The organism is Streptomyces sp. TRD_SC_5 (assembly GCF_056836825.1).
Genome location: NZ_JBWZZS010000001.1, coordinates 4,308,600 through 4,330,384, shown reverse-complemented (window position 1 = coordinate 4,330,384; position 21,785 = coordinate 4,308,600). Strand labels below are relative to the sequence as shown.

Sequence of the window (21,785 nt, the reverse complement as noted above, 5' to 3'; positions counted from 1 at the left end):
GCCCGAACGTTCGGCACCCGAGGAGACGCCCCGGCGCGGCACCGACCCCAACGCCCCCCAGCCCAGCCCAGGCCGCGTCCCGAGTCAGCAGTCCTGCGGCCCGGCGAACGCACCCCGCAGCCCCAAGTTGCTGATCAGCAGGCCACCGTCCACCGGAAGCGTCACCCCCGTGATCCACGCCGCGTCGCGGGAGGCGAGGAACGCGATCGCCGCCGCGATGTCGTCCGGCTCCCCGACCCGGCCCAGCGGGTACTGCGCCGACGCCCGCCGCAGCGCGCCGTCCCGGCCCGCCCACGCGTCCGTCCGTACCGTCCCCGGCTCCACCAGGTTGACCCGTACGCCCCGCTCCGCCGCGTGCCCCGCCAGCGTCCGGGTCAGGCTCGCGAGGCCCGCCTTGGCCGCGCTGTACGCGTGATTGCCGAAGTCCTGCTCCCCGTTCACCGAACCGACGCTCACGATCGCCCCGCGGCCCGACGCGGCCAGGTGCGGCAGCGCCGCCCGCGCGCACCGGTACGCGCCGGTGAGCGTGACGTCGAGGTCGCGCTGCCACGCCGCCTCGTCGTCGTCCTCGAAGAGCTCCGTGTCCGGCCCGCACGAGTACGCGTTGTTCACGAGCACGTCGAGCGCCCCGAACTCCCGTACCGCGTGAGCGACCGCCGCGTCGACCGCCCCGGTGTCCCGTACGTCGCAGGCCAGCGCCCGCGCGCCCGGGATCGCTCCCGCGGCCTTCTCGGCGCGTTCCCCGTCCAGGTCCGTGACCAGGACGCGCGCCCCTTCCGCCGCGAACCGCCGCGCCGTCGCCTCGCCGATGCCCTGTCCGGCGCCGGTGACCAGTACGCCGTATCCCTCGAACCGCTGTGTCAGCATCGACCGATCATGCAGCGGACCGCACTGCCCCGACCAGGGCCTGTGCGCGGGGGTCGGCGGTGACTCCCTTCTGGAGCCCGTTCGTCACGTACCCGAAGGCGATCCCCGCCTCCGGATCGGCGAACCCGAGCGAGCCGCCCCGCCCCGGATGTCCGAACGAGCCGGGCGCGAGCAGTGGCGCGCCGGAGCCGTGCAGCATGAAGCCGAGTCCGAAGCGGGTGTTGACGACGAGGACGCGGTCCGGTCCGGACGACTCCTCGGTCCGCGCAAGGGTGAGCGTCGCCGGGGCGAACAGCCGGTGCCCGTCGACTTCCCCGATCATCGCCGCGTAACACCGCGCGAGCGCCCGCGCGGTGGAGATCCCGCCGGAGGCGGGGAGTTCGGCTGCCCGGTACGCCGGGTCGTTCTCGTCCGCGAGCGGATCGATCGCCCCGAACGCGCGCCGGGTGAGCGACGCCGGATCCCCGTACGCCTCGCTCACGCTCCGCTTGGGCCGCAGCCGCAGCGCCCCGCCGTCCGGGGCCGGCGCCTCGACGGACCCGACCCGGCCCACGCGGTGCGCCTCGTCCGCCGGCAGCCCGACCCAGAAGTCGAGCCCCAGCGGCCGGGCTATCTCCTCGGCGATCCACCGTCCGACGGTCCGCCCCGTCACGCGCTTCACGAGCTCACCGATCAGCCAGCTGTACGTCTGCGCGTGGTAGCCGTGGTCGGTGCCGGGCTCCCACTCGGGCGCCTGGGCGGCGACGGCGCGCGGTCCCGAGACGCCGTCGATCGCCTCGGCGGGCGTCAGCGGGCGGTCGAGCACGGGTATGCCCGCCCGGTGCGAGAGCAGGTGCCGTACGAGCACCCGCTCCTTGCCGTTCGCCTTGAACTCCGGCCAGTACGTCGCGACCGGCGCGTCCAGGTCGATCTGCCCGCGCTGGTGCAGCAGCAACGGCACGGCCGCCGCGACGCCCTTGGTGGCGGACCGTACGACTTGGGCGGTGTCGACCGCCCACGGCTCCACGCCGTCCACGTCGCGGGTCCCCGCCCACAGGTCGACGACCTTGTGGCCGTGGCGGTAGACGGCGACGGCGGCGCCGCGTTCGCCGCGTTGCCCGAAGTTACGTACGAACGCGTCCCTGACCGGCTCGAATCCGGCAGCCACCGTGCCTCGTGCATCCACTACTGCGCTCGCGCTCATCCCTCCATGGTCCATGGACCTGCCGGAGCGGGGTGGCGGGGGGTGCGGGTGCCGCCGCGTGAGGGGCTCCGCCCCAGACCCCGCTCCTTCAAATGCCGGAGGGGCTGAGAGCCGCCGCAAGCGGGGCCCTACGCCTCCACCCGTACCGACCCGGGGTCGAACCCGAACGGCAGCTCCAGCCGGTGCGCCCGCATCACCGCCTCGTCCGACAGCAGCTCCTGCGTCCGCCCGTCGGCGACGATCACGCCGCCACTCAGAATCACCGAACGCGGGCACAGCTCAAGGGCGTACGGCAGGTCATGAGTAACCATCAGCACCGTCACATCCAACGACCGCAGGATGTCCGCCAGTTCGCGCCGCGAAGCCGGGTCCAGGTTGGACGACGGCTCGTCCAGCACCAGGATCTCCGGCTCCATCGCCAGTACGGTCGCGACAGCCACCCGCCGCCGCTGCCCGAACGACAGGTGGTGCGGCGGCCGGTCCGCGTACTGCGCCATGCCCACCCGCTCCAGCGCCGCCGTCACGCACGCCTCCAGCTCGGCACCGCGCATGCCCGCCGCCGCGGGCCCGAAGGCCACGTCCTCGCGGACCGTCGGCATGAAGAGCTGGTCGTCGGGGTCCTGGAAGACGATGCCGACCCGGCGCCGGATCTCGGCGAGGTGCCGCTTGCCGACCGGCAGCCCCGCCACGGTCACGGAACCCGCGCCCGCCGTGAGGATGCCGTTGAGGTGCAGTACGAGCGTGGTCTTGCCCGCACCGTTCGGCCCGAGCAGCGCGACGCGCTCGCCGCGCGCGACGTTCAGGTCGACGCCGAAGAGCGCCTGGTGGCCGTCGGGGTAGGCGTAGGCGAGGCCGTTCACCTCGAGGGACATGGTGGAGGTCATAGGGTCCATCCCAACAGACAGACAGCGAGCGCGGACACCGGGAGCGCCGCCGCGTACGACCACTGCGCCCGCGTCGCGGTCACTTCGTCGATCACCGGCATGGTGCCGGTGTACCCCCTGCTGACCATCGCCAGATGCACCCGCTCACCCCTCTCGTACGAGCGGATGAAGAGCGCACCCGCGGTCTTGCCCAGAACGCCCCAGTGCCGCACGCCCCGCGCCTCGAATCCGCGCGAGCGCCGGGCGATCGACATGCGGCGCATCTCATCGGTGATCACATCGCCGTACCGGATCATGAACGACGCGATCTGCACGAGCATCGGCGGCAGCCTCAGCCGCTGCAGCCCGAGCAACAAAGACCGCAACTCCGTCGTGGACGCCAGCAGCACAGAGGCGGCGACGCCGAGCGTGCCCTTGGCCAGGACGTTCCACGCACCCCACAAACCCGAGACGCTCAGTGACATGCCGAGCACCTCCACCCGCTCCCCCTGCGCCACGAAGGGCATCAGTACAGCGAAGGCCACGAAGGGCACCTCGATGAGCAGCCGCTTCAGCAGGTACCCGGCCGGAACGCGCGCGGCGTACGCGACCGCCCCGAGCAGCGCCGCGTACACCCCGAAGGCCCACATCGCCTCGCGCGGGGTGGAGACGACAACCAGCACGAAGCAGAAGACGGCGGCGAGCTTGCAGTGCGGCGGAAGGGCGTGCACGGCGGTGTGCCCGTGCCGGTAGAGCTTGTGGGCGTGGCCTGCGCCCATGTCAGGCGGTTTCCTTTTCCTCGGCAGCAGCCGGCGTGCCTACGCCCGCCGACCCCGGCGCCGAGGCGGACGCCGACGCCGACTGGTGCCCGCGCCGGCGCCGTACCGTCCAGAAGACGCCGCTGCCGACGGCGACGGTCGCGCCGACGCCGACCACGCCCGCGAGGCCACCGGAGATCCGGCCGTCGCTGATGCCGCTGATGCTGTAGTCGGCGAGCGGGGAGTCGGCGGCGGCGTGGTCCTCGACCTTCTTGTCGATGCCCTGGTCGGCGGCGACCTTCTCCAGCCCGTCGGGGCTGGCGGACGCGTAGAACGAGACGAACCCGGCGAGGACGACCGCTGAGGCCAGCCCGGCGCCCCACACCTTGCGGGTGGAGCGCGCAGCGACCGGAACCGATTCTTCCGCCGGAGCAGCGTCTACCAGTTCGCCGCGCACCAGCAGCTTGAGCGGCGCGGAGAGTCCGCGCGCGCCGTGCACCAGGTCGGGGCGTACGGCGATGACGGCGCCCACGGTCAGTGCGGTGATCGCGGCCTCACCGATGCCGATGAGGACGTGTACGCCGACCATCGCGGTCAGCACCTTGCCGATCGGTACGTCCGTCGTGCCCCCGACGGAGTAGATCAGCGTGAAGGCCGCCGCAGCGGCGGGCACGGAAACCAGAGCCGCGACGAACGCCGAAGCGGTGACCGAGGAGCGACGCCCGCGCGGAAGGACCATCACCAGCCCGCGGAAGAGCGCGTACGCGACGACCACCGTCACCACACCCATCACGGTGATGTTGACGCCCAGCGCGGTGAGGCCGCCGTCCGCGAACAGAATGCCCTGCATCAGCAGCACGACCGAGATGCAGAGCACACCCGTGAACGGGCCGACGAGTATCGCGGCGAGCGCACCACCCAGCAGATGCCCGCTGGTACCGGCCGCCACGGGGAAGTTGAGCATCTGTACGGCGAAGATGAACGCGGCGACGAGCCCGGCGAGCGGAGCCGTCCGCTCGTCCAGTTCACGGCGGGCGCCGCGCAGGCTGACAGCTACGGCACCTACCGCGACAACACCTGCCACAGCCGAGACAGGTGTGTTGATGAATCCGTCGGGGACATGCATGGGGAGGCTCCGCTTCCTGCGGTGTGGTGAACCGTTCGATGATAGTGCCCTCTTGCAAAGAGGTCGCAAGAGCGCACGGGTCACAAATAACGCGGAGCGCGCGCCCCAAAATATGGGACATTAGAGGATATAAGCCACGAACCTGAGGAGCCGCCCGATGCACCCCGCAATCGAGGACCACGCACGGGCCTGCCTCGTCACGGACGGCCCCCAGCGCCACGCCGTCCCCGTGGCCCTCCGCTACGACCCGCAGGCGGACCCGACAGCCGTCCACCTGGTCTTCCCGCCGGACGTCTCGCCCGACGGCGCCGAGAACGAATGGGTCTTCACCCGCGCCCTCCTGGAGGCCGGCATGACCCGTCCGGCCGAAACCGAGAGCGGTGATGTACGGGTATGGCCGTGCGGCAGGGTGCAGGCCGTGCTGGAACTGCGGTCGGACCAGGGCACGGCCGTGATCCAGTTCGACCGGGCGCCACTGCTCCGCTTCCTGCGCCGTACACACGCCGCAGAGGAGCCCGTAACCCCGGAAGCAGCGGCCCACTGAAACGGTGAGGTCCCCCCGGCCTGTGGCCGGGGGGACCTCACCGCCGCACCGGAACCCGTCCCCACGAGCCGGTGCGCGACCGGGGCCGCCTTCCGCTCATGGAGCGGCCCCGGAGCCTCTCAGCGCCTAGGCGCGCACCAGCTCCCGCTCGCCTTCGGAAGCGTCGTCGGCGCCATCACCCAGCACCTTGCGCAGCTGCTCGCCCTCGACGTCCACGTTCGGCAGCGCCTTGTCGAGCCAGCGCGGCAGCCACCACGCCTTCTTGCCGAGCAGCGCCAGCACGGCCGGCACGATGGCCATCCGTACGACGAAGGCATCGAAGAAGACGGCGATCGCCAGCCCGAAGCCGATCATCTTGACCATCGACTCGCTCGACCCGATGAAGCCGGCGAAGACGGCCATCATGATCACGGCGGCGGCGGTGACGACGCGCGCGCCGTGCTGGAATCCGGTGACGATCGCCTGCCCCGGCCGCTCCCCGTGGACGTACGCCTCACGCATGCGCGTGACGAGGAAGACCTCGTAGTCCATGGCGAGCCCGAAGACGACACCCACCATGAAGATCGGCATCATCGACATCACAGGCCCGGTCTGCTCCACACCGAACACACCGGCCAGCCAGCCCCACTGGAACACCGCGACCACCGCGCCGAGCGCCGCCACCACGGACAGCAGGAACCCGAGCGCCGCCTTGAGCGGAACGAGGATCGAGCGGAACACCAGCATCAGCAGCAGAAACGCGAGCCCCACGACGAGCGCGAGGTAAGGCAGCAGCGCGTCGTTCATCTTCTGCGAGAAGTCGATGTTCATGGCCGTGGCGCCGGTGACCAGGACCTCGGCGCCGGTGTCGGACGTAATGCCCGCACCGGCCTCCCGGATGGAGCGCACGAGCTCCTCGGTCCCCGCCGAGCTGGGCCGGTCCTTCGGGACAACGGTGACGACCGACGTGTCACCGGCCTTGTTCAGCGGCCCCGGCACGGTGGCGGCGACACCGTCCATGCCCTTGACCACCTCGACGACCCGACCAACCGCGTCCTTGGGCTTCTCGGCCGCCTCGACGTCGACGACCACCATCAGCGGCCCGTTGGACCCGGGCCCGAAGCCGTCCGAGAGGAGGTCGTAGGCCTTGCGCTGAGTAGTACTGACAGGCTGAGAACCGTCGTCGGGCAGCCCCATCTCCAGCGAGCCCGCCGGTACGGCGACGACACCGAGCCCCACCACTGCCGCGACCAGCACAGCAACGGGCCTGCGCAGTACGAAGCGGGCCCAGCGCGTACCCATGTTGGGCTTGTCCGCACCTTCGGCGGCGGCACTCTGCCGCTTGCGGGCCTTGCGTCCGAAGACCTTCTTGCCCGCGAAGCCGAGCAGAGCCGGCACCAGCGTGAGCGCGATGAGAACGGCGATCACCACGGTCCCGGCGGCGGCGAAGCCCATCTTCGTCAGCATGGGAATGTTGACGACAGCGAGCCCGACCAGCGCGATCACGACGGTCAGCCCGGCGAACACCACGGCCGACCCGGCGGTGCCGACGGCCCGCCCGGCCGCGTCCTCCGGCTCACGCCCCTCGGCCAGTTCGGCGCGGTAACGGGACACGATGAACAGCGCGTAGTCGATCCCGACGGCGAGCCCGATCATCATGGCGAGCGTCGACGTCGTAGAACCGAGATCAAGAACATTCGCGAGCGCGGCGATGGTGGAGACACCTATCCCCACCCCGATGATCGCGGTGAGCAGCGGCAGCCCGGCGGCGACCAGCGACCCGAAGGTAATGACCAGCACGATCGCGGCCACCACAACTCCTACGATCTCACCGGCGCCCGTCTCGGGCACGGCCTGAAGCGCGTCGCCGCCGATCTCGACGGTCAGCCCGGCGTCGCGAGCCTCGTCACCGGCTTCGACAAGCGCTTCCCGGGCCTCCTCGGTCAGCTCCATGCCGCTGACCTTGTACGAGACCTGGGTGTACGCCGTAGTCCCGTCCCGGCTCACAGCCTTGCCCGCGTACGGATCGACAACCGAGGCGATCTGGTCGGCCCCGGCCCCGGACTTCAGGCCGTCAACAACCTTCTGCACCTCACCCCGGTGATCGGGATCGGTCATCAGCTCCCCGTCAGGAGCCTTGAACACCACACGGGCGGTGGCACCGTCCGCGGCAGCACCGGGGAAGCGCTCGTCAAGGAGATCAAAGGCCTTCTGAGCCTCGGTCCCCGGTATGGAGAAGGAACTGGAAGTGGCGGTGGAAGCAGAGGCGGCGCCGACACCGGCGAGCACCAGCAGGACAATCCACGCGAGGGCGACGAAGAGGCGGCGCCTGAAGGCGAACCGGCCCATTTTGTAGAGGAATGTGGCCACGAGGGCGTACTCCCGGTCAGGTCGTTGGTGCGAACAGGGCAGGGGTGACCAGCCCGACGACAAGAGCGGTGCGCGTCAGGTGGAGCGTTTCTACGGGGACGGACGCCGGGCGGGGAGACCACGGCGCCGCTACGGCGCTAAGCCAAGACCATCAGGCGACGCCCAACGCGGGCAGCACCACGGCATCGACGTAGTCGGAGAGAAAGGCCCGGTCGGGCGACCGGCCCTCGATGAGTTCCTGGGCGACGAAGGCGCCGACCAGCATGTGCGGGACGTACCGCAGGGCGGCCGTCTCGGCGGGGATCTCCCCCCGGTCGACGGCACGCCGCAGCAGGCCGTCGAGCCCGGTGAGCTCGGGCGCGATGAGCAACTCCCGAAGCGCCTGGTGGAGATCGGGGTTCTGGTGCACGGCCTGGGCGAGCCCCCGCATCAGCGCGGAGTCCCTCTCCAGCTGACAGTCGTCCGTCCGCTCCACCAGGGCGTGAAAGTCACCGCGCAAAGACCCGGTGTCGATATCGGCCAGACTGACGGGCTTGCTGTGCCGCAGCGCCCTGGCCACAAGCTCCGGCTTGCTCCCCCACTGGCGGTAGAGGGTGGCCTTGCTGGACCGGGTGCGGGACGCGACGGCGTCCATGGTCAGACCGTCGTACCCGACTTCGCGGAGCAGGTCGAGCACAGCCTCGTACAACTCGCCTTCACGCTCAGGCGTGAGCCGCGTACGTGCCATCCCCACCACCTCCTAGCGAACGAAACGGTTTCGTACACCACAACTTTACGTAGCTCTCCCACCGAAACGAAACCGTTTCGGTGGTGTTCTGCGCCACAAGTTGCCGCGCCCCCGCCCCGGGGAAAGCATTGGGGGGTGAGCGACGCACCCGGGTCCGTCGGCCCGCAAGAGCCCCAGCCCACCGAGCCCCTGGGCGCGGAGGGCATACCTCCGGCCGACGCGACCGAGGGCGCGACAGACACCCCCGCCTCGCACTCCACGGTGCCGGGAGGGGACGTGCCGGGGCGCTCCCCGCAGGGCGTTGAACGCAACCACCCCGAGGGATACAAAGCGGTAGCCGAACGTTCGACGCCCGAGGAAACGCCCCGGCGCGGCACCGACCCCGACGCCCCCGGAGAAAAGCCGACCCCCGGAAGCAACACGCACGCGTACCTCCGCTTCCCGCACCTGCACGGCGACCTCCTGTGCTTCGCGGCAGAGGACGACCTCTGGCTGGCCCCGATCGCGCCCCCCGGAAAGCAGCCGGACCGCGCCTGGCGCATCACCGTCGACCGTACGAAGGTCTCCCACCCCCGCTTCTCCCCCGACGGCCGCCACATCGCGTTTACGACCTGGCGCAGCCTGGACCCCGAGGTCCACATCGCCCCCGTGGACGGCGGCCCCGCCCGCAGGCTCAGCCACTGGGGTTCACTCGACACCCGGGTCTGCGGCTGGGCGCCCGAAACACCCGACGCCCCCGCGCACATCCTGGCCGTCGCCTCCCACGGCCAGCCCTTCTCCCACTTCTCCTGGGCCTACACCCTCCCCACAGACGGCAGCCCCGGCTCCAAGCTGCCCTGGGGCCCGGTCTCCGACATCGCGATCGCGGACATCGACAACGAGCGCCGTACGCTCCTGCTCACCGGAAAGCCCCCGCACGAGCCGGCAGCCTGGAAGCGCTACCGGGGCGGCGCCACGGGCCGCCTGTGGCTGCACGGCAAGCGACTGCTCCCCGACATCGGCGGCCACATCAACTGCCCCATGTTCGTGAACGGACGCATCGCCTTCCTCTCCGACCACGAGGGCGTGGGCAACCTCTACTCCTGCGCGTACGACGGCACGGACCTCCGCCGCCACACCGACCACGACGCGTTCTACGCCCGCAACGCCTCCAGCGACGGCACCCGGGTGGTCTACCAGTGCGCGGGCGACCTGTGGCTGGTGGACGACCTCTCCCCCGGCGCGACACCCCGCCGCCTGGAAGTCCGCCTCGGCGGCCCCCGCGCCGGCCGGCGCAAGTACCACGTCCCGGCGGCCGCCAACGTGGACGGCCTGTCGGTCGACACAACAGGACGCGCCAGCGCCGTGGTGGTCCGGGGCAGCCTGTACTGGCTGACCCACCGCGACGGCCCGGCCCGCACGATCACGGACATCCCCGGCGTACGGGCCCGCCTGCCCGAGATGCTCGGTGGCGGCGGCAAGGTCGCGTACATCACCGACGCGGAGGGCGAGGACGCGATCGAGATCGCGTACCTGCCGCGCGCGAGCGGCGACCGCGAGCGACGCCGCCTCGCGTCCGGCAAGCTCGGGCGCGTACACGAACTGGTGTCGGACCCGGAGGGCGAACGCCTGGCGATCGCCTCGCACGACGGCCGGCTGCTCCTGGTGGACACGACGGAAGAACCAGAAGAGACACCAGCCGCACCCAGCGTCACCGAACTGACCCGCTCCACGAACGGCCCGGTCCGCGACCTGGCCTTCTCCCCCGACGGAGCCTGGCTGACCTGGTCGCACCCCGGCATCGGCCGCTCGCTGCGCCAGATCAAGATGGCCAAGATCAAGACGAAGCAGATCATCGACGTCACGAACGGCCGCTTCGAGGACGAGAACCCGGTCTTCACGAGCGACGGCCGCTACCTGGCCTTCCTCTCCTGGCGAGGCTTCGACCCGGTGTACGACGTCCACACCGGCGACCTCTCGTTCCCCCTGGGCTGCCGCCCGTACCTCGTCACGCTCTCCTCGGCGACACCGTCCCCCTTCGCCCTGTCCGCGGAAGGGCGCCCGGCGGCAGGCGGGCTGGATCCGGTGGAGGGCGAGGACAGCGAGAGCACCGACGGCGTGACGGTGCTGGTGGAGGTGGAGGGCCTGCCCAACCGCGTGACGCCGTTCCCCGTCTCCGCGTCCAAATACTCAGGTCTGCAACCGGTTTCCGGCGGCGGTCTGGTGTGGCTGCGCTGGCCGATCTCGGGAGCCCTGGGCGAGACGTTCGCCAATCCGGCGGACATGTCGGGGCGCCCGACCCTCGAACACTTCAACCTCACCAAGGCACGCAAGACGGAACTGGTCGACCACCTGGACTGGTTCGCGGTGAGCGGTGACGGGTCACGCCTGGTGGTGATGGACGAGGGCGAGCTGCGCGCGGTCCCGGCCACCGAGACGGGCGACAGCGACTCGACGGTCTATCTGGACCTGCGCCGCATCCTGCACCAGGTCGACCCGGAGGCGCAGTGGCGGCAGGCGTACGCGGAGGCGGGCCGCATCGTCCGGGCGTACTTCTGGGAGCCGGACATGTGCGGCATCGACTGGGGGGCGATCCTCGACCAGTACCGCCCGCTCCTCGAACGCGTGGCGACCCCCGACGAGTTCGCGGATCTGCTCCGCGAGGTGCTGGGCGAGCTGGGAACCTCGCACGCGTACGTCGCCGCCGCGCGCCGCAACGAGGGGCCGCCGCACTACCAGCGGGCGATGGGTTTGCTCGGCGCGAACTTCGTGTGCCGGGACGGGCAATGGATGGTACGGCGGATCCTCCCCGGCGAGTCGTCCGACTCCAAGGCGCGGTCGCCGCTGGCCGGTACGGGCATCAGGGAGGGCGCGATCCTCACGCACGTGGACGGCCGCCCGGTGGATCCGGTGGCGGGCCCGTCCCCGCTCCTCGCGGCGGCCGGGGGGACGACGGTGGAGCTGACGTTCAAGCCGGCGGAGGGCGAAGGCCCGGCGCGCCGGGTGGCGATCGTCCCGCTGATCGACGAGCGCCCGCTCCGCTACCAGGACTGGGTGGCCAAACGCCGCGAGGTCGTCCGCGAGCTGAGCGGCGGCAAATGCGGCTACCTGCACATCCCCGACATGGGGGGCTCCGGCTGGGCGCAGTTCAACCGCGACCTGCGGATGGAGGTTTCACGCCCCGCTCTGATCGTCGACGTACGGGGCAACGCGGGCGGCAACATCAGCGAACTGGTCGTCGAGAAGCTCACCCGCGTCATCATCGGCTGGGACCTGACGCGGGACGCGGAGCCGGTGTCGTACGCCTCGAACGGCCCCCGGGGGCCGGTGGTGGCCCTGGCCGACGAGGCGACGTCCTCGGACGGCGACATGATCACGGCGGCGTTCAAACTCCTGGGCCTCGGCCCGGTGGTGGGCCAGCGCACGTGGGGCGGGGTGGTGGGCATGACGGGCCGCCACACCCTCGGCGACGGCACGGTGATCACGGTGCCGATGAACGCGGCGTGGTTCGACGCGTACGGCTGGTCGGTGGAGAACCACGGTGTGGAGCCGGACATAGAGGCACTGCGCACGCCGCTCGACTGGGCGGAAGGCCGCCACGCGCAGCTGGACGACGCGGTCCAGGTGGCCCTGGACCTCCTGGCGTCGCGCCCGGCGGCGACCCCGCCGACGTACACGAACGTCCCCAACAAGACCCGCCCCGACCTCCCGCCCCGCACGAGCTGACGCCCGGAGGACGCCACAGCGCCGGCTGGAGCGCGGCCGAGGGCCGCCCCACCCGCCCGCTGGAGGGGTTGCGGGTAGCGCAGGTCACCAGCACCCAGCACTCGGCAGAGCACCGCCGGCGACTGCGGGTTGCAGTACGTCCGTCTCGGCGCCCGGCGCCGAAACCCGCCCCGCACCACACCCCGCAGCCCCCGAAACACGCACCGCACCTCAGCCGCCGTCGCCGAACCCGCCAGGGCCCGGCGCGCAGCGCCCGGAACCGGCCCACCGGGCCGGGGCGAAGCCGGCCCACCCCCAACCCCGCCCCGCCCCGCCACGCGGAAAGACGCACCCGGTGGTGATCGGGTGCGCCCTTCCTCACGCGGGCAGTCGCAAGGCACCGCCTCGCGAAGCCACCGCGTCAAGCCCGGTAACGCTCCGGGCCCTCGCCCAGCTCGTCGTCGAGCATGTCCTGGCCCTGCCCCAGGTCCCGGTCCTCCCGGGCCCGCCGGAGTCGCTCCGACGCCTCGTCCTGCGTACCGCGCGAAGGCGGGTTGTCCTGCGTGCCCTGCTTCGACTGCTTGGCCTGCTTCGCCTGGTCCGCGAGCTCCTGCGCCTTGTCCTTGAACTGGTCCTTGATACCCATGAGGTTCACTCCTACGGGGATGTGAGGGGGTGGAAGCGGGGCGTATCGCCCCGCTGGGCCTCGACCAGACTGACACGACCGGACATTCAACGCATTTCGATCATCACGCTGCGTACACCGCCTTCATCAACGCTGCGTACGCGCCTTTTCGTCCGCCTCGCCGCCCGCCCCCACAAGCCCCTTCGAGACCCCCGCCAGCCGGGGTTCGAACCGCTTCATCTCCCGCTGCCCCACCACACCGATGAGCGTCGGCAGATAGCCCCGCACGGACTGCATCCCCCGCAGCCACCACTGCGCGTACACGTGCGACGAGCGCCGCTCGATCCCCGCGACGATCCGGTCGACCGCCGGACCGAGCGGATACGTCCGGTTCGAAGGCCAGGGCAGCCGCTGCCGCAGCTCCCGCATCACGTCGTCCTCGTCCGCGCCCCGCACCATGTCCGTGTCGGTCCACGACAGGTACCCGACCCCGACCCGCACCCCGCGATACCCGACCTCGGCCCGCAGCGAGTGCGCGAACGCCTCGACCCCCGACTTCGACGCGCAGTACGCCGTCATCATCGGCGCCGGCGTGATCGCCGCCAGTGACGCGATCTGGAGGAAGTACCCCCGGCTCTCCATGAGCACCGGAAGGAACGCCCGCCCCGTCACCGCCCCGCCGATCAGGTTGACCTCGATGACCCGCCGCCACGCAACCGGATCGGAGTCCACGAACGGCCCCCCGGAAGCGACCCCCGCGTTGGCGACGACGATGTCGACCTTCCCGAAGCGCTCCTTCACCTCCCGCGCGACCTGCGCCATCGCCTCGTGGTCGGTGACATCGGCGTACCACCAGTCCGCCTCCGAGTGCAGCCGCCCCGCCACCGCCTTCAGCTCGTCCGGCTCCAGGCCGACCAGCGCCACCTTCGCCCCGCGCGCCGACAACTTGCGGGCCAGCAGCTCGCCGACCCCCCGCGCCGCGCCCGTGACGACCGCGACCTGACCCTCAAGGCTCTGCCTGCTGCTCATACGGCCTGCTCCTTCTCTTCATCACGGACAGCCGGGACGGCGACGTACTGGGTCACAAGTTCACGGAGCTTCGCCGTGACGGCCTCCGGCGCCTCCACCGGAGTCATGTGCCCGACCCCGGTCAGCTCGGTGAGCCCCAGCGAATTCGGCAACGCGGCCACGATCTCTCGGGCGTGCACGGGCGGCGTCAGCCGGTCGGCGCTCCCCGCGATGAAGGCAGTGGGGACGGTCAACTCCGCTAGACCAGCCGCGAGATCAAGCTCCCCGAGCACGTGCGACCAGGCCACCCGCGCCGCTCGCGGACAGGCGTGGACGATACGAGCACACTCCGCCACCCGCTCCGGCGAGGTCCCGGGCCCCATCGTCCCGTACTTGAGAAGCGCCTTCGACAGCGCCGTAACGGGCCCGAGCGGCGCCCGCGCCCCCAGCACCGCCCGCGTGAGCCGCGTCCGCAGCCGCCCCGCCCGCATCGGCAGTACGAGCGACTCGGCGACCAGCCGCGAACTGCCCGTACTGCACAGCAGAACGGCCGCCGCGTGCTCACGGAACCCGGCCCGCCCGGCGGCGGCCATGATCGTCATGCCGCCCATGGAGTGCCCGGCCAGTACGGCCCGCTCGCCCGGCGCGAGCGCGGCGGCGAGCACCGCTTCGAGGTCGTCGGCGAGGGCGTCGGTGCTGTAACCGTCGCGCCCGACGGCCGGCGAACGCCCGTGCCCCCGCTGGTCGTAGACCACGACCCGGTACTCACCGGAGCCGGCACCGGCCAGCTCCCGTATCTGCGCCGACCAGAAGAGCGTCGAGCAGGTCCAGCCGTGCGCCAGGACCAGCGCGGGGGCACCTTCGGGCCCGTACACCTCGACATGCAGGCGCGACCCGTCGGCGGAGACGGCGGTCAGCTCGCGCGAGGCGACCAGCGGCTCACCCACGACCTTCATCAGCCGGCTCATGCGACGGCCTCCGCGGTCTCGGCCTCGTCACCGACGGTCGCTCGAGCACCCTGAGCACCCTGAGCACCCTGAGCACCGTCAACGCCCTCAACGCCCTGAGCACCCGGAGCGCCCTCCGCATCCCGCGCCGCCCGGATGACCTCGTACTCCGCGAGGTTCACCTCCCGCGTCGCGCGCCGGAACTCGCTCGGCGTACCGGGCCAGATGGTGGTGTTGCGACCGTTCGCGTCCAGGTACCAGCTGTCGCAGCCGCCCGTGCTCCACACGGTCCGCTTCATCCGGTCCTGCACCCGCCGGTTCCACGCGTGCACGGCCGAAGCCCGCGCGCCGAGCGCCACCCTGCCGCCCAGGACCCGCAACTGCCGGAGATAGTCGGCCATGTAGTTCAACTGGGACTCGATCATCAGAATCATCGAGCTGTTCCCGAGCCCGGTGTTCGGCCCGATGATCGTCATCCAGTTGGGGAAACCCGCCGCCGTCGCGCCGCGCAGCGACTCCATCCCGTCCTTCCACGCCTCGGCGAGCGTGATGCCGTCCGCGCCCACCACCCGCTCGGCGATCGGCATGTCGGTGACGTGGAAGCCCGTACCGAAGACAATCGCGTCGACCTCCGCCTCGGTCCCGTCGGCCGCCACCACCGTCGAGCCGCGCACCTCCTTGAGCCCCGAAGCCACCACATCCACGTTCTGCTTGGCGAGCGCCGGGTAGTACGAACTCGACAGCAGGATGCGCTTGCAGCCGATCCGGTACGACGGTGTCAGCTTGGCCCGCAGCTCCGGGTCCTTGATCGCCTTGGCCATGTTGGCCTTGGCGAGCGACTCGATGGCGCCCAGCTGGTTCGGGTGCTTTGTGAACGCGGTGACCTGCAATTCCCTTATCCCGAAGAGCAGTCCGCGCCGCGCCTTCCCGGTGAACGGCAGCTGCCGGTGCAGCCACCGCTCGGGCCCGGTGATCGCCCGGTCCATGCGCGGCATCACCCACGGCGGCGTACGCTGAAAGAGCGTCAGTCCGGCCACGACCGGCTGGATCGACGGCACGATCTGGATCGCGGACGCGCCCGTCCCGATCATCGCGACGCGCTTGCCGCGCAGGTCGTAGTCGTGGTCCCACCGCGCCGAATGGAAGACCTTGCCGGGGAACCCGTCGAGCCCGGGAACATCCGGGATCTTCGGATCGGACAGCGGCCCGGTGGCCGACACCACGACGTCCGCGGTGATCGTGTCGCCATGCGCGGTCTCGATCTCCCAGCGCAGTTCGTCGCCGTCCCAGTGCATCATCTTCACTTCGTGGTTCAGCCGGATGTGCGGCCGCAGCCCGAAGGTGTCGGTGACGTGCTCCAGGTACGCCCGGATGTGCTCCTGGCCCGAGAAGGTGCGCGGCCAGTCGGGATTGGGCGCGAACGAGAACGAGTACAGATGGGACGGTACGTCGCACGCACATCCCGGGTAGCTGTTGTCCCGCCAGGTGCCGCCCACCGCATCGGCGCGCTCCAGGACGACGAAGTCGGTGATCCCCTCGCGGCGCAGCCGGACCGCGGCGCCCAGGCCACCGAATCCGGATCCGATCACCGCCACTCGTACATGCTCGTGCTCGGCCATGACGACGCCTCCCGCGGTCCCACGACTCTGCCAGCAATCACTGGCACGATTGGGAGAGTAGAGCAGTGTCGTACTCATGGGTAGGGGTGGAACAGAGGAAAGTTACCGGCGGTACGACATAAGGTTCCGGCGTGGACAAAGTCACGGCAGCCCGCGAGTACCGCATGGAGGAGCTGGCCAGGGAGGCCGGCATCAGCGTGCGCACCCTGCGCTTCTACCGCGAGCGCAAGCTGCTTCCGCCACCGCGCCGTGAGGGCCGTATCGCCTGGTACGACGACCACCACCTGGCCCGGCTGCGCACCATCGCCGCGCTGCTGGAGCGCGGCCACACCCTGAACGGCATCGCGGACCTGACCACCACCTTCGAGAGCGGCCGCGACGTCGGCGAGCTGTTCGGCGTCGGCGACGACGCCGCCCCCGCCACCTGGACCGAGGAGACGCCGGTCCGGCTCACCCCCGAGGCCCTCGCCGACCACTTCGCGGGCGAGGTCACCGCGGAGAATCTCGCCGCGGCGCTCGACCTGGGCTATCTGGCCACCGACGGCGAGGAGATCGTCCACATCAGCCGCCGCCTGCTGGACGTGTCGGCTGCGCTGGTGCGCGAGGGCGTACCGCTGGCCGCTGTGCTCCAGGCGGGCAGGGAGGTGCGCGAACACACGACGGCCATGGCGGAGATCTTCGCGGCGATGGTCCGCTCCCACCTGAGCGACGACACGTCGGCCGCCTCTCTGCAACGCCTGCGCCCGCTCGCCAAGAGCGTCGTCGAGGCGGAACTCTCGATGGCCATGGACCGGCTGATCAGAGCCGAGAAAGAAGCCTGAGCCACCCGGCCGGCCGGCCCCCACCCAGCGGACTCAGCGCTCGAAGACCACCGTCACCGGCGCATGGTCCGACCAGCGCAGGTCATAACTGGCCGCCCGCTCGACGTACGCCTTGACCGCCCGGCCGGCCAGCCCCGGCGTCGCCACCGCGTAGTCGATGCGCCAGCCCGAGTCGTTGTCGAAGGCCTTCCCGCGGTACGACCACCAGGAGTACGGCCCCTCCTGGTCCGGGTGCAGCGCGCGCACCACGTCGACGTACTCCGCCTCGTCGAACACCCGCGACAGCCAGGCCCGCTCCTCCGGCAGGAACCCGGAGGACTTCCGGTTCGCCTTCCAGTTCTTGAGGTCGGCCTCCTGGTGGGCGATGTTCCAGTCACCGCACACCAGCACCTCGCGCCCGTCCGCCGCCGCGCGCTCCTTGAGCCCCTTCAAGTACGGCAGGAACTCGTCCATGAACCGCACCTTCTCGTCCTGCCGCTCCGTGCCGACCTCACCGGAGGGCAGATACAGGCTGGCGACCGTGACGCCGGGCAGGTCCGCCTCGACGTACCGCCCGCTCGCGTCGAACTCGGTGCTGCCGAATCCGACCTGCACCCGCTCCGGCTCCCGCCGCGTATACAGGGAGACGCCCGCCCGCCCCTTGGCGGCGGCCGGGGCGTGCACGACGTGCCAGCCCTCGGGGTCGCGCACCTCCTCCGGCAGCTGCTCCGGTTCGGCCCGTACCTCCTGGAGGCAGATCACATCGGCGGAGGTTTCGGCCAGCCACGGCACGAAGCCCTTCTTGGCGGCGGCGCGCAGGCCGTTAACATTCACGCTTGTCACAGTGAGCACCCCGGCACAATACAGACCCCGGAAAACACCCGGCACGACACTCTGCATAGAAGTACGCTGATACGCATGAATATCCGCCCGCGCCCTTACGACCACCCCGACGCCGTCAAGCTCGAAGCCGAAGTGCAGCAGGAGTACATCGAGCGCTACGACGGCGAGGGCGACACGACGCCTCTCGACCCGACGATGTTCCGGCCGCCGGGCGGTCTCTTCCTCGTCGCGTACGACGATCAGGAACGCCCCGTCGCCACCGGCGCCTGGCGCGCCCAGGACGAGAACGGCGAGGGCTACTCGGACGGCGACGCCGAACTCAAGCGCATGTACGTGATCCCCGCCTGCCGCGGCATCGGCCTGGCCCGCCGCATCCTCGCCGTACTGGAGGACGACGCCCGCGCGGCCGGCCGCAGACGGATGGTGCTGGAGACGGGCACGCAGCAGCCGGAGGCCATCAGCCTCTACACGTCGAGCGGTTACACACCGACCGAGAAGTTCGGCCACTTCCGCGAGTACGAGGACAGCCGCTGCTTCGCCAAACCGCTGGGGCTGTGACGCATGTCCTTCCGGACGGCACCATCGAAATGAACGGCGGCCCGGCGGAGTTCAAGCGGCGGTGACCTTCATCGCAGCACGACGCCGCCGCACAACGCCAAAGAGCCCCTGCCGGGTTTCCCCGGCAGGGGCTCTGAGCTGCGGTGGACCTGTGGGGATTTGAACCCCAGACCCCCTCGATGCGAACGAGGTGCGCTACCAGACTGCGCCACAGGCCCTTGCAACGAGTGAAACTTTAGCACCTCGATCGGGGTGCTTGGAAATCCGTTCCTTCGCTGGTCACTCGTTGGCAGCCCGCGGCCGGTCTCCCTCTTCGTACTGGTCGAAGAGCGGCGTGCGGCCGCGGCTCCGGTCGCGACGGGCAGGGTTCGTGCGGCGGCCCGGGGCCGGGTCGGCGGCCGGCGGGGCTTCGGGGGCGGGCGTCGGCTCGGCGGTGCTCGACCGGGCCGAGCTCCAGGTGCCCGGGTCGCCGAAGTCCACGCTGCCGGTGGCGCGCGGGGCGACGGGAGCGGTGACGTACGTCGGCAGCGGGACCGGGACCGGGTCCCAGCTCTCGCCACGGGCCGCGCCACGCTCACGCTCGCGCTGCTGGTCCACCCACTCCGCGTGGTCCGTCTGCTCCACCAGGGCGCGGCGGCCCGCCTCCTGCGGCGACACCGCGGGCGCCGGTTCGGGTTCCGGGCGTACGACAGGCTCCTCGTCCGGCTCCGCGGAGACGGTCCGGCGGCCCGGGTGCGGGCGGCGCTCGCGCAGCCGCTGCGCCGCCGCTTCCGCCCTGCGCCGGTCCATGGTGAAGGCGAAGCGCCGCCGCTCGGTCGTCCGCAGATGCACGATGTACGTGCTCAGCAGTACGGCGGGGACGGCCGGCGCCCAGAGGAACTGGAGCCCGCCGACCGCCGCGACGACCGCGCCGAGGGTGAAGCCGAGGAAGAGGATCACGGTGGTGCGCCGGCGGCGCGCGAGGACCTTCGAGCGCCGGGCGCGTTCGGCGGCGGCGCTCGCGGCCCGCACCCGCCGTTCCTCCCGCGCGTGCTCCCGCACGCTCTCCCGGGCGCCGTCGCGCGCCTTCTCCCGCACGTCCTCGCGTGCGGCAGGGCGCTCCGTTGCTTGCGTCGGGGGCACGGCGAAGGCCCGGACGTCCACGGAACTCAATCGGTCCGTGACCGCGTCCGGGTCCACGTCGGGCTCCGCCTCATCCGCGGCGCGCTCCTGCAGCTCCCTGGCGTATCGGCGCTCCATTGCCGCCCGTCCGGACAGCAGCCGGATGGCGGTGCTGAAGCGTTCCGTCGGACGGGCCTCGTTGAGCTCGTCCTGCCTGCGGAGCCACATCGGCACCAAGTAGGCGGCCCAGGCCCCGACGATGACTGCGTAAATCAGGCCGCTGCTGCTCACACCCCACACCGTAGAGGGGTTCGCGCAAGCCCATCCGCCAATTGAGCCGGTGTGTCGCACGATCTGGCTGATAACTCGAACTTTTTTTGTGACTGATCGGATCAACAGGCTGCTTTGTGGGTCCTTTTGCAGTCAACAGCCGGTCAATTTCGAACACTTATTTCATTTATGGGATGTGCCGGGTCGTGCCTGGTGCCAGCGGTTCAGCAGCCCCTCGGGCGCTTCTTCCGCCGTGAGCGCGTAGACCAGATGGTCGCGCCACCCGCCGTCGATGTGGAGATATCGGGGGCGCAGACCCTCCTCGCGGAATCCGAGCTTTTCCACGACCCGGCGACTTGGCGTGTTCTCGGGCCGAATGCAGACCTCGATGCGGTGCAGACCGACCGTACGGAAGCAGTGGTCGACGGCGAGGGCGACGGCCGTCGGCATCACGCCGCGGCCCGCCACCTCGCGATCCACCCAGTAACCGACGTGCCCGGAGCACATCGATCCCCAGGTGATCCCGGCGACCGTCAACTGGCCGACCAGCTCGCCCCGGTACTCGATGACGAAGGGCAGCATCCGGCCGGCGTTCGCCTCGGAGCGCAGGTGGCGGACCATCTGACGGTACGTGGGGCGCTGCGCCACCGGGCCCGTCGGCGCGGGCGGCGGGATCGTGGCCTCCCAGGGGCGCAGCCAGTCGCGGTTGCGCCGGTTCACCTCGCGCCAGCTCCGCTGGTCGCGAAGCCTTATCGGGCGGAGGGCGACATCACCGTCCGCCAGCTCGACCGGCCAGGACGAAGCGTTCAGCTCTGGCTCCCCGGTAGGGGGGATCCGGAACCGGACCCGGACCCGGGGTGGTCGCCGCCCCTGATCTGGTCCACGGCGTGGAGCAGGAGGCGCTCCAGGACCGCGAGCCCGTCCCGTACGCCGCCGGTGGAGCCCGGCAGGTTCACGATCAGGGTCCGGCCCGCGACGCCCGCGAGTCCGCGGGAGAGCGCGGCGGTCGGGACCTTCCCGATCCCCTCGGCTCGGATCGCCTCGGGGATGCCCGGAATGTCGTAGTCGAGGACTCGGCGGGTGGCGTCGGGCGTGCGGTCGGTCGGCGAGATGCCGGTGCCGCCCGTGGTCAGGATGACGTCGTACGCGGCTGCGACCCCGGCGCGCAGGGCCTGCTCCACCGGGTCGCCGTCGGGGACCACCTGCGGTCCTTCGACCTCGAAGCCCAGACCGCGCAGGGCCTCGGCGAGGATCGGACCGCCCCGGTCGGCGTAGACCCCGGCGGAGGCCCGGTTGGAGGCCGTCACGACCAGGGCGCGGCGCGGTACGGAGGCGTCCGGCGCCGACGCGGGAGCAGTGGCGGTGGCGGTGGGCCGAGGCTCGGCCGCCGGCTCGTGGCTGTGGCTGTACACCTCTCCGGCGCGGGGACTCATGCCCGGCTCCAGTCGCCGGACTTGCCGCCCGTCTTCTCCTCGACGCGCACGTCGGTGATGACCGCGCCCTTGTCGACCGCCTTCACCATGTCGATCACGGTGAGCGCGGCGACCGTGACGGCCGTCAGCGCCTCCATCTCGACGCCCGTACGGTCCGTCGTACGCACCGTCGCGGCGATCTCGACGGCGTCGTCGGCGACCGCCAGGTCCAGCTTCACGCCGGAGAGCGCGAGCGGGTGGCAGAGCGGGATCAGGTCGGGCGTGCGCTTGGCGCCCATGATGCCCGCGATACGGGCGGTGGCGAGGGCGTCACCCTTGGGGACCCCCTCGCCGCGCAGCAGCTCGACGACGCGCGGCGCGACAAGGACGCGTCCGGTGGCGCGCGCGGTGCGCGCGGTGACGTCCTTGGCCGAGACGTCGACCATGCGGGCCGCCCCCGCCTCGTCGATGTGCGTGAGCCGTTCGTGCGTACTCATTACG

19 protein-coding genes, 1 tRNA gene and 1 pseudogene are annotated in these 21,785 nt (G+C 71.2%); 4 read left to right on the top strand and 17 right to left on the bottom strand.

All coding sequences use genetic code 11. The features are described 5' to 3' along the window. Positions 1-84 precede the first annotated feature (84 nt). The 5 genes and pseudogenes from AC1P0E_RS20090 to AC1P0E_RS20070 form a co-directional block, all read right to left on the bottom strand. Positions 85-867 carry an SDR family NAD(P)-dependent oxidoreductase gene (locus AC1P0E_RS20090; RefSeq protein ID WP_482743529.1) on the bottom strand — a complete coding sequence of 261 codons (783 nt, stop codon included), beginning with the start codon at positions 865-867 and terminating at the stop codon, positions 85-87. Positions 868-874: 7 nt separating this feature from the next. Next, positions 875-2,032 (bottom strand): serine hydrolase domain-containing protein, encoded by a 1,158-nt coding sequence (locus AC1P0E_RS20085; RefSeq protein WP_482745826.1) that lies wholly within the window; start codon positions 2,030-2,032, stop codon positions 875-877. 146 nt (positions 2,033-2,178) lie between these two features. Next, positions 2,179-2,934, bottom strand: coding sequence for an energy-coupling factor ABC transporter ATP-binding protein (locus AC1P0E_RS20080; RefSeq protein ID WP_482743528.1), 756 nt, complete (start codon positions 2,932-2,934; stop codon positions 2,179-2,181). After that, positions 2,931-3,692 carry a cobalt ECF transporter T component CbiQ gene (gene cbiQ, locus AC1P0E_RS20075; RefSeq protein ID WP_482743527.1) on the bottom strand — a complete coding sequence of 254 codons (762 nt, stop codon included), beginning with the start codon at positions 3,690-3,692 and terminating at the stop codon, positions 2,931-2,933. The genes AC1P0E_RS20080 and cbiQ overlap by 4 nt, the downstream gene beginning before the upstream one ends. Before the next feature lies 1 nt (position 3,693). After that, a pseudogene (locus AC1P0E_RS20070) lies at positions 3,694-4,874 on the bottom strand (energy-coupling factor ABC transporter permease). A gap of 80 nt (positions 4,875-4,954) precedes the next feature. On the opposite strand from AC1P0E_RS20070, the gene AC1P0E_RS20065 reads away from it, so the two are divergent. After that, complete coding sequence (locus AC1P0E_RS20065) at positions 4,955-5,341, top strand: SsgA family sporulation/cell division regulator (protein ID WP_482743526.1); 387 nt, start codon at positions 4,955-4,957, stop codon at positions 5,339-5,341. 126 nt (positions 5,342-5,467) lie between these two features. On the opposite strand, the gene AC1P0E_RS20060 is transcribed toward AC1P0E_RS20065, so the two are convergent. Next, positions 5,468-7,690, bottom strand: coding sequence for an MMPL family transporter (locus AC1P0E_RS20060; RefSeq protein WP_482743525.1), 2,223 nt, complete (start codon positions 7,688-7,690; stop codon positions 5,468-5,470). A 151-nt stretch (positions 7,691-7,841) separates the two neighbouring features. Beyond that, positions 7,842-8,417 carry a TetR/AcrR family transcriptional regulator gene (locus tag AC1P0E_RS20055; protein ID WP_482743524.1) on the bottom strand — a complete coding sequence of 192 codons (576 nt, stop codon included), beginning with the start codon at positions 8,415-8,417 and terminating at the stop codon, positions 7,842-7,844. Between the two features lie 447 nt (positions 8,418-8,864). On the opposite strand from AC1P0E_RS20055, the gene AC1P0E_RS20050 reads away from it, so the two are divergent. After that, positions 8,865-12,122, top strand: coding sequence for a S41 family peptidase (locus AC1P0E_RS20050; protein WP_482745825.1), 3,258 nt, complete (start codon positions 8,865-8,867; stop codon positions 12,120-12,122). A gap of 400 nt (positions 12,123-12,522) precedes the next feature. Here AC1P0E_RS20050 and AC1P0E_RS20045 read toward each other — a convergent pair whose 3' ends face one another. The 4 genes from AC1P0E_RS20045 to AC1P0E_RS20030 all read right to left on the bottom strand — a co-directional run bounded on the left by AC1P0E_RS20045 (position 12,523) and on the right by AC1P0E_RS20030 (position 16,300). After that, a complete protein-coding gene (locus AC1P0E_RS20045; RefSeq protein ID WP_482743523.1) occupies positions 12,523-12,747 on the bottom strand; it encodes a hypothetical protein in 225 nt (74 codons plus the stop codon). Between the two features lie 126 nt (positions 12,748-12,873). After that, positions 12,874-13,755 carry an SDR family oxidoreductase gene (locus tag AC1P0E_RS20040; protein WP_482743522.1) on the bottom strand — a complete coding sequence of 294 codons (882 nt, stop codon included), beginning with the start codon at positions 13,753-13,755 and terminating at the stop codon, positions 12,874-12,876. After that, positions 13,752-14,702, bottom strand: coding sequence for an alpha/beta fold hydrolase (locus tag AC1P0E_RS20035; protein WP_482743521.1), 951 nt, complete (start codon positions 14,700-14,702; stop codon positions 13,752-13,754). Before AC1P0E_RS20035 ends, AC1P0E_RS20040 begins: the two co-directional genes overlap by 4 nt. After that, a complete protein-coding gene (locus AC1P0E_RS20030; protein ID WP_482743520.1) occupies positions 14,699-16,300 on the bottom strand; it encodes a flavin-containing monooxygenase in 1,602 nt (533 codons plus the stop codon). Before AC1P0E_RS20030 ends, AC1P0E_RS20035 begins: the two co-directional genes overlap by 4 nt. Positions 16,301-16,464: 164 nt before the next feature. On the opposite strand from AC1P0E_RS20030, the gene AC1P0E_RS20025 reads away from it, so the two are divergent. Continuing rightward, on the top strand, positions 16,465-17,121 hold the full coding sequence (locus AC1P0E_RS20025; RefSeq protein ID WP_482745824.1) for a MerR family transcriptional regulator: 657 nt from the start codon (positions 16,465-16,467) through the stop codon (positions 17,119-17,121). Between the two features lie 33 nt (positions 17,122-17,154). Here the strand turns inward: AC1P0E_RS20025 and AC1P0E_RS20020 are convergent, their stop codons facing one another. Beyond that, positions 17,155-17,952: an exodeoxyribonuclease III gene (locus AC1P0E_RS20020; RefSeq protein ID WP_482745823.1), complete on the bottom strand. Its 798-nt coding sequence runs from the start codon at positions 17,950-17,952 to the stop codon at positions 17,155-17,157. Positions 17,953-18,018: 66 nt separating this feature from the next. Here AC1P0E_RS20020 and AC1P0E_RS20015 point away from each other — a divergent pair, with 66 nt between their 5' ends. Continuing rightward, on the top strand, positions 18,019-18,501 hold the full coding sequence (locus AC1P0E_RS20015) for a GNAT family N-acetyltransferase (protein ID WP_482743519.1): 483 nt from the start codon (positions 18,019-18,021) through the stop codon (positions 18,499-18,501). A gap of 144 nt (positions 18,502-18,645) precedes the next feature. Here the strand turns inward: AC1P0E_RS20015 and AC1P0E_RS20010 are convergent. The 5 genes from AC1P0E_RS20010 to moaC all read right to left on the bottom strand — a co-directional run bounded on the left by AC1P0E_RS20010 (position 18,646) and on the right by moaC (position 21,781). Then, a tRNA-Ala gene (locus AC1P0E_RS20010) sits at positions 18,646-18,719 on the bottom strand. A 61-nt stretch (positions 18,720-18,780) separates the two neighbouring features. Then, positions 18,781-19,893 (bottom strand): divisome protein SepX/GlpR, encoded by a 1,113-nt coding sequence (gene sepX / locus AC1P0E_RS20005; RefSeq protein WP_482743518.1) that lies wholly within the window; start codon positions 19,891-19,893, stop codon positions 18,781-18,783. A 162-nt stretch (positions 19,894-20,055) separates the two neighbouring features. Continuing rightward, complete coding sequence (locus tag AC1P0E_RS20000) at positions 20,056-20,682, bottom strand: GNAT family N-acetyltransferase (protein WP_482745822.1); 627 nt, start codon at positions 20,680-20,682, stop codon at positions 20,056-20,058. Continuing rightward, positions 20,679-21,305, bottom strand: coding sequence for a MogA/MoaB family molybdenum cofactor biosynthesis protein (locus AC1P0E_RS19995; protein ID WP_482743517.1), 627 nt, complete (start codon positions 21,303-21,305; stop codon positions 20,679-20,681). The genes AC1P0E_RS20000 and AC1P0E_RS19995 overlap by 4 nt, the downstream gene beginning before the upstream one ends. Further along, on the bottom strand, positions 21,302-21,781 hold the full coding sequence (moaC, locus tag AC1P0E_RS19990) for a cyclic pyranopterin monophosphate synthase MoaC (protein ID WP_482743516.1): 480 nt from the start codon (positions 21,779-21,781) through the stop codon (positions 21,302-21,304). Before moaC ends, AC1P0E_RS19995 begins: the two co-directional genes overlap by 4 nt. Between the last annotated feature and the right edge of the window lie 4 nt (positions 21,782-21,785).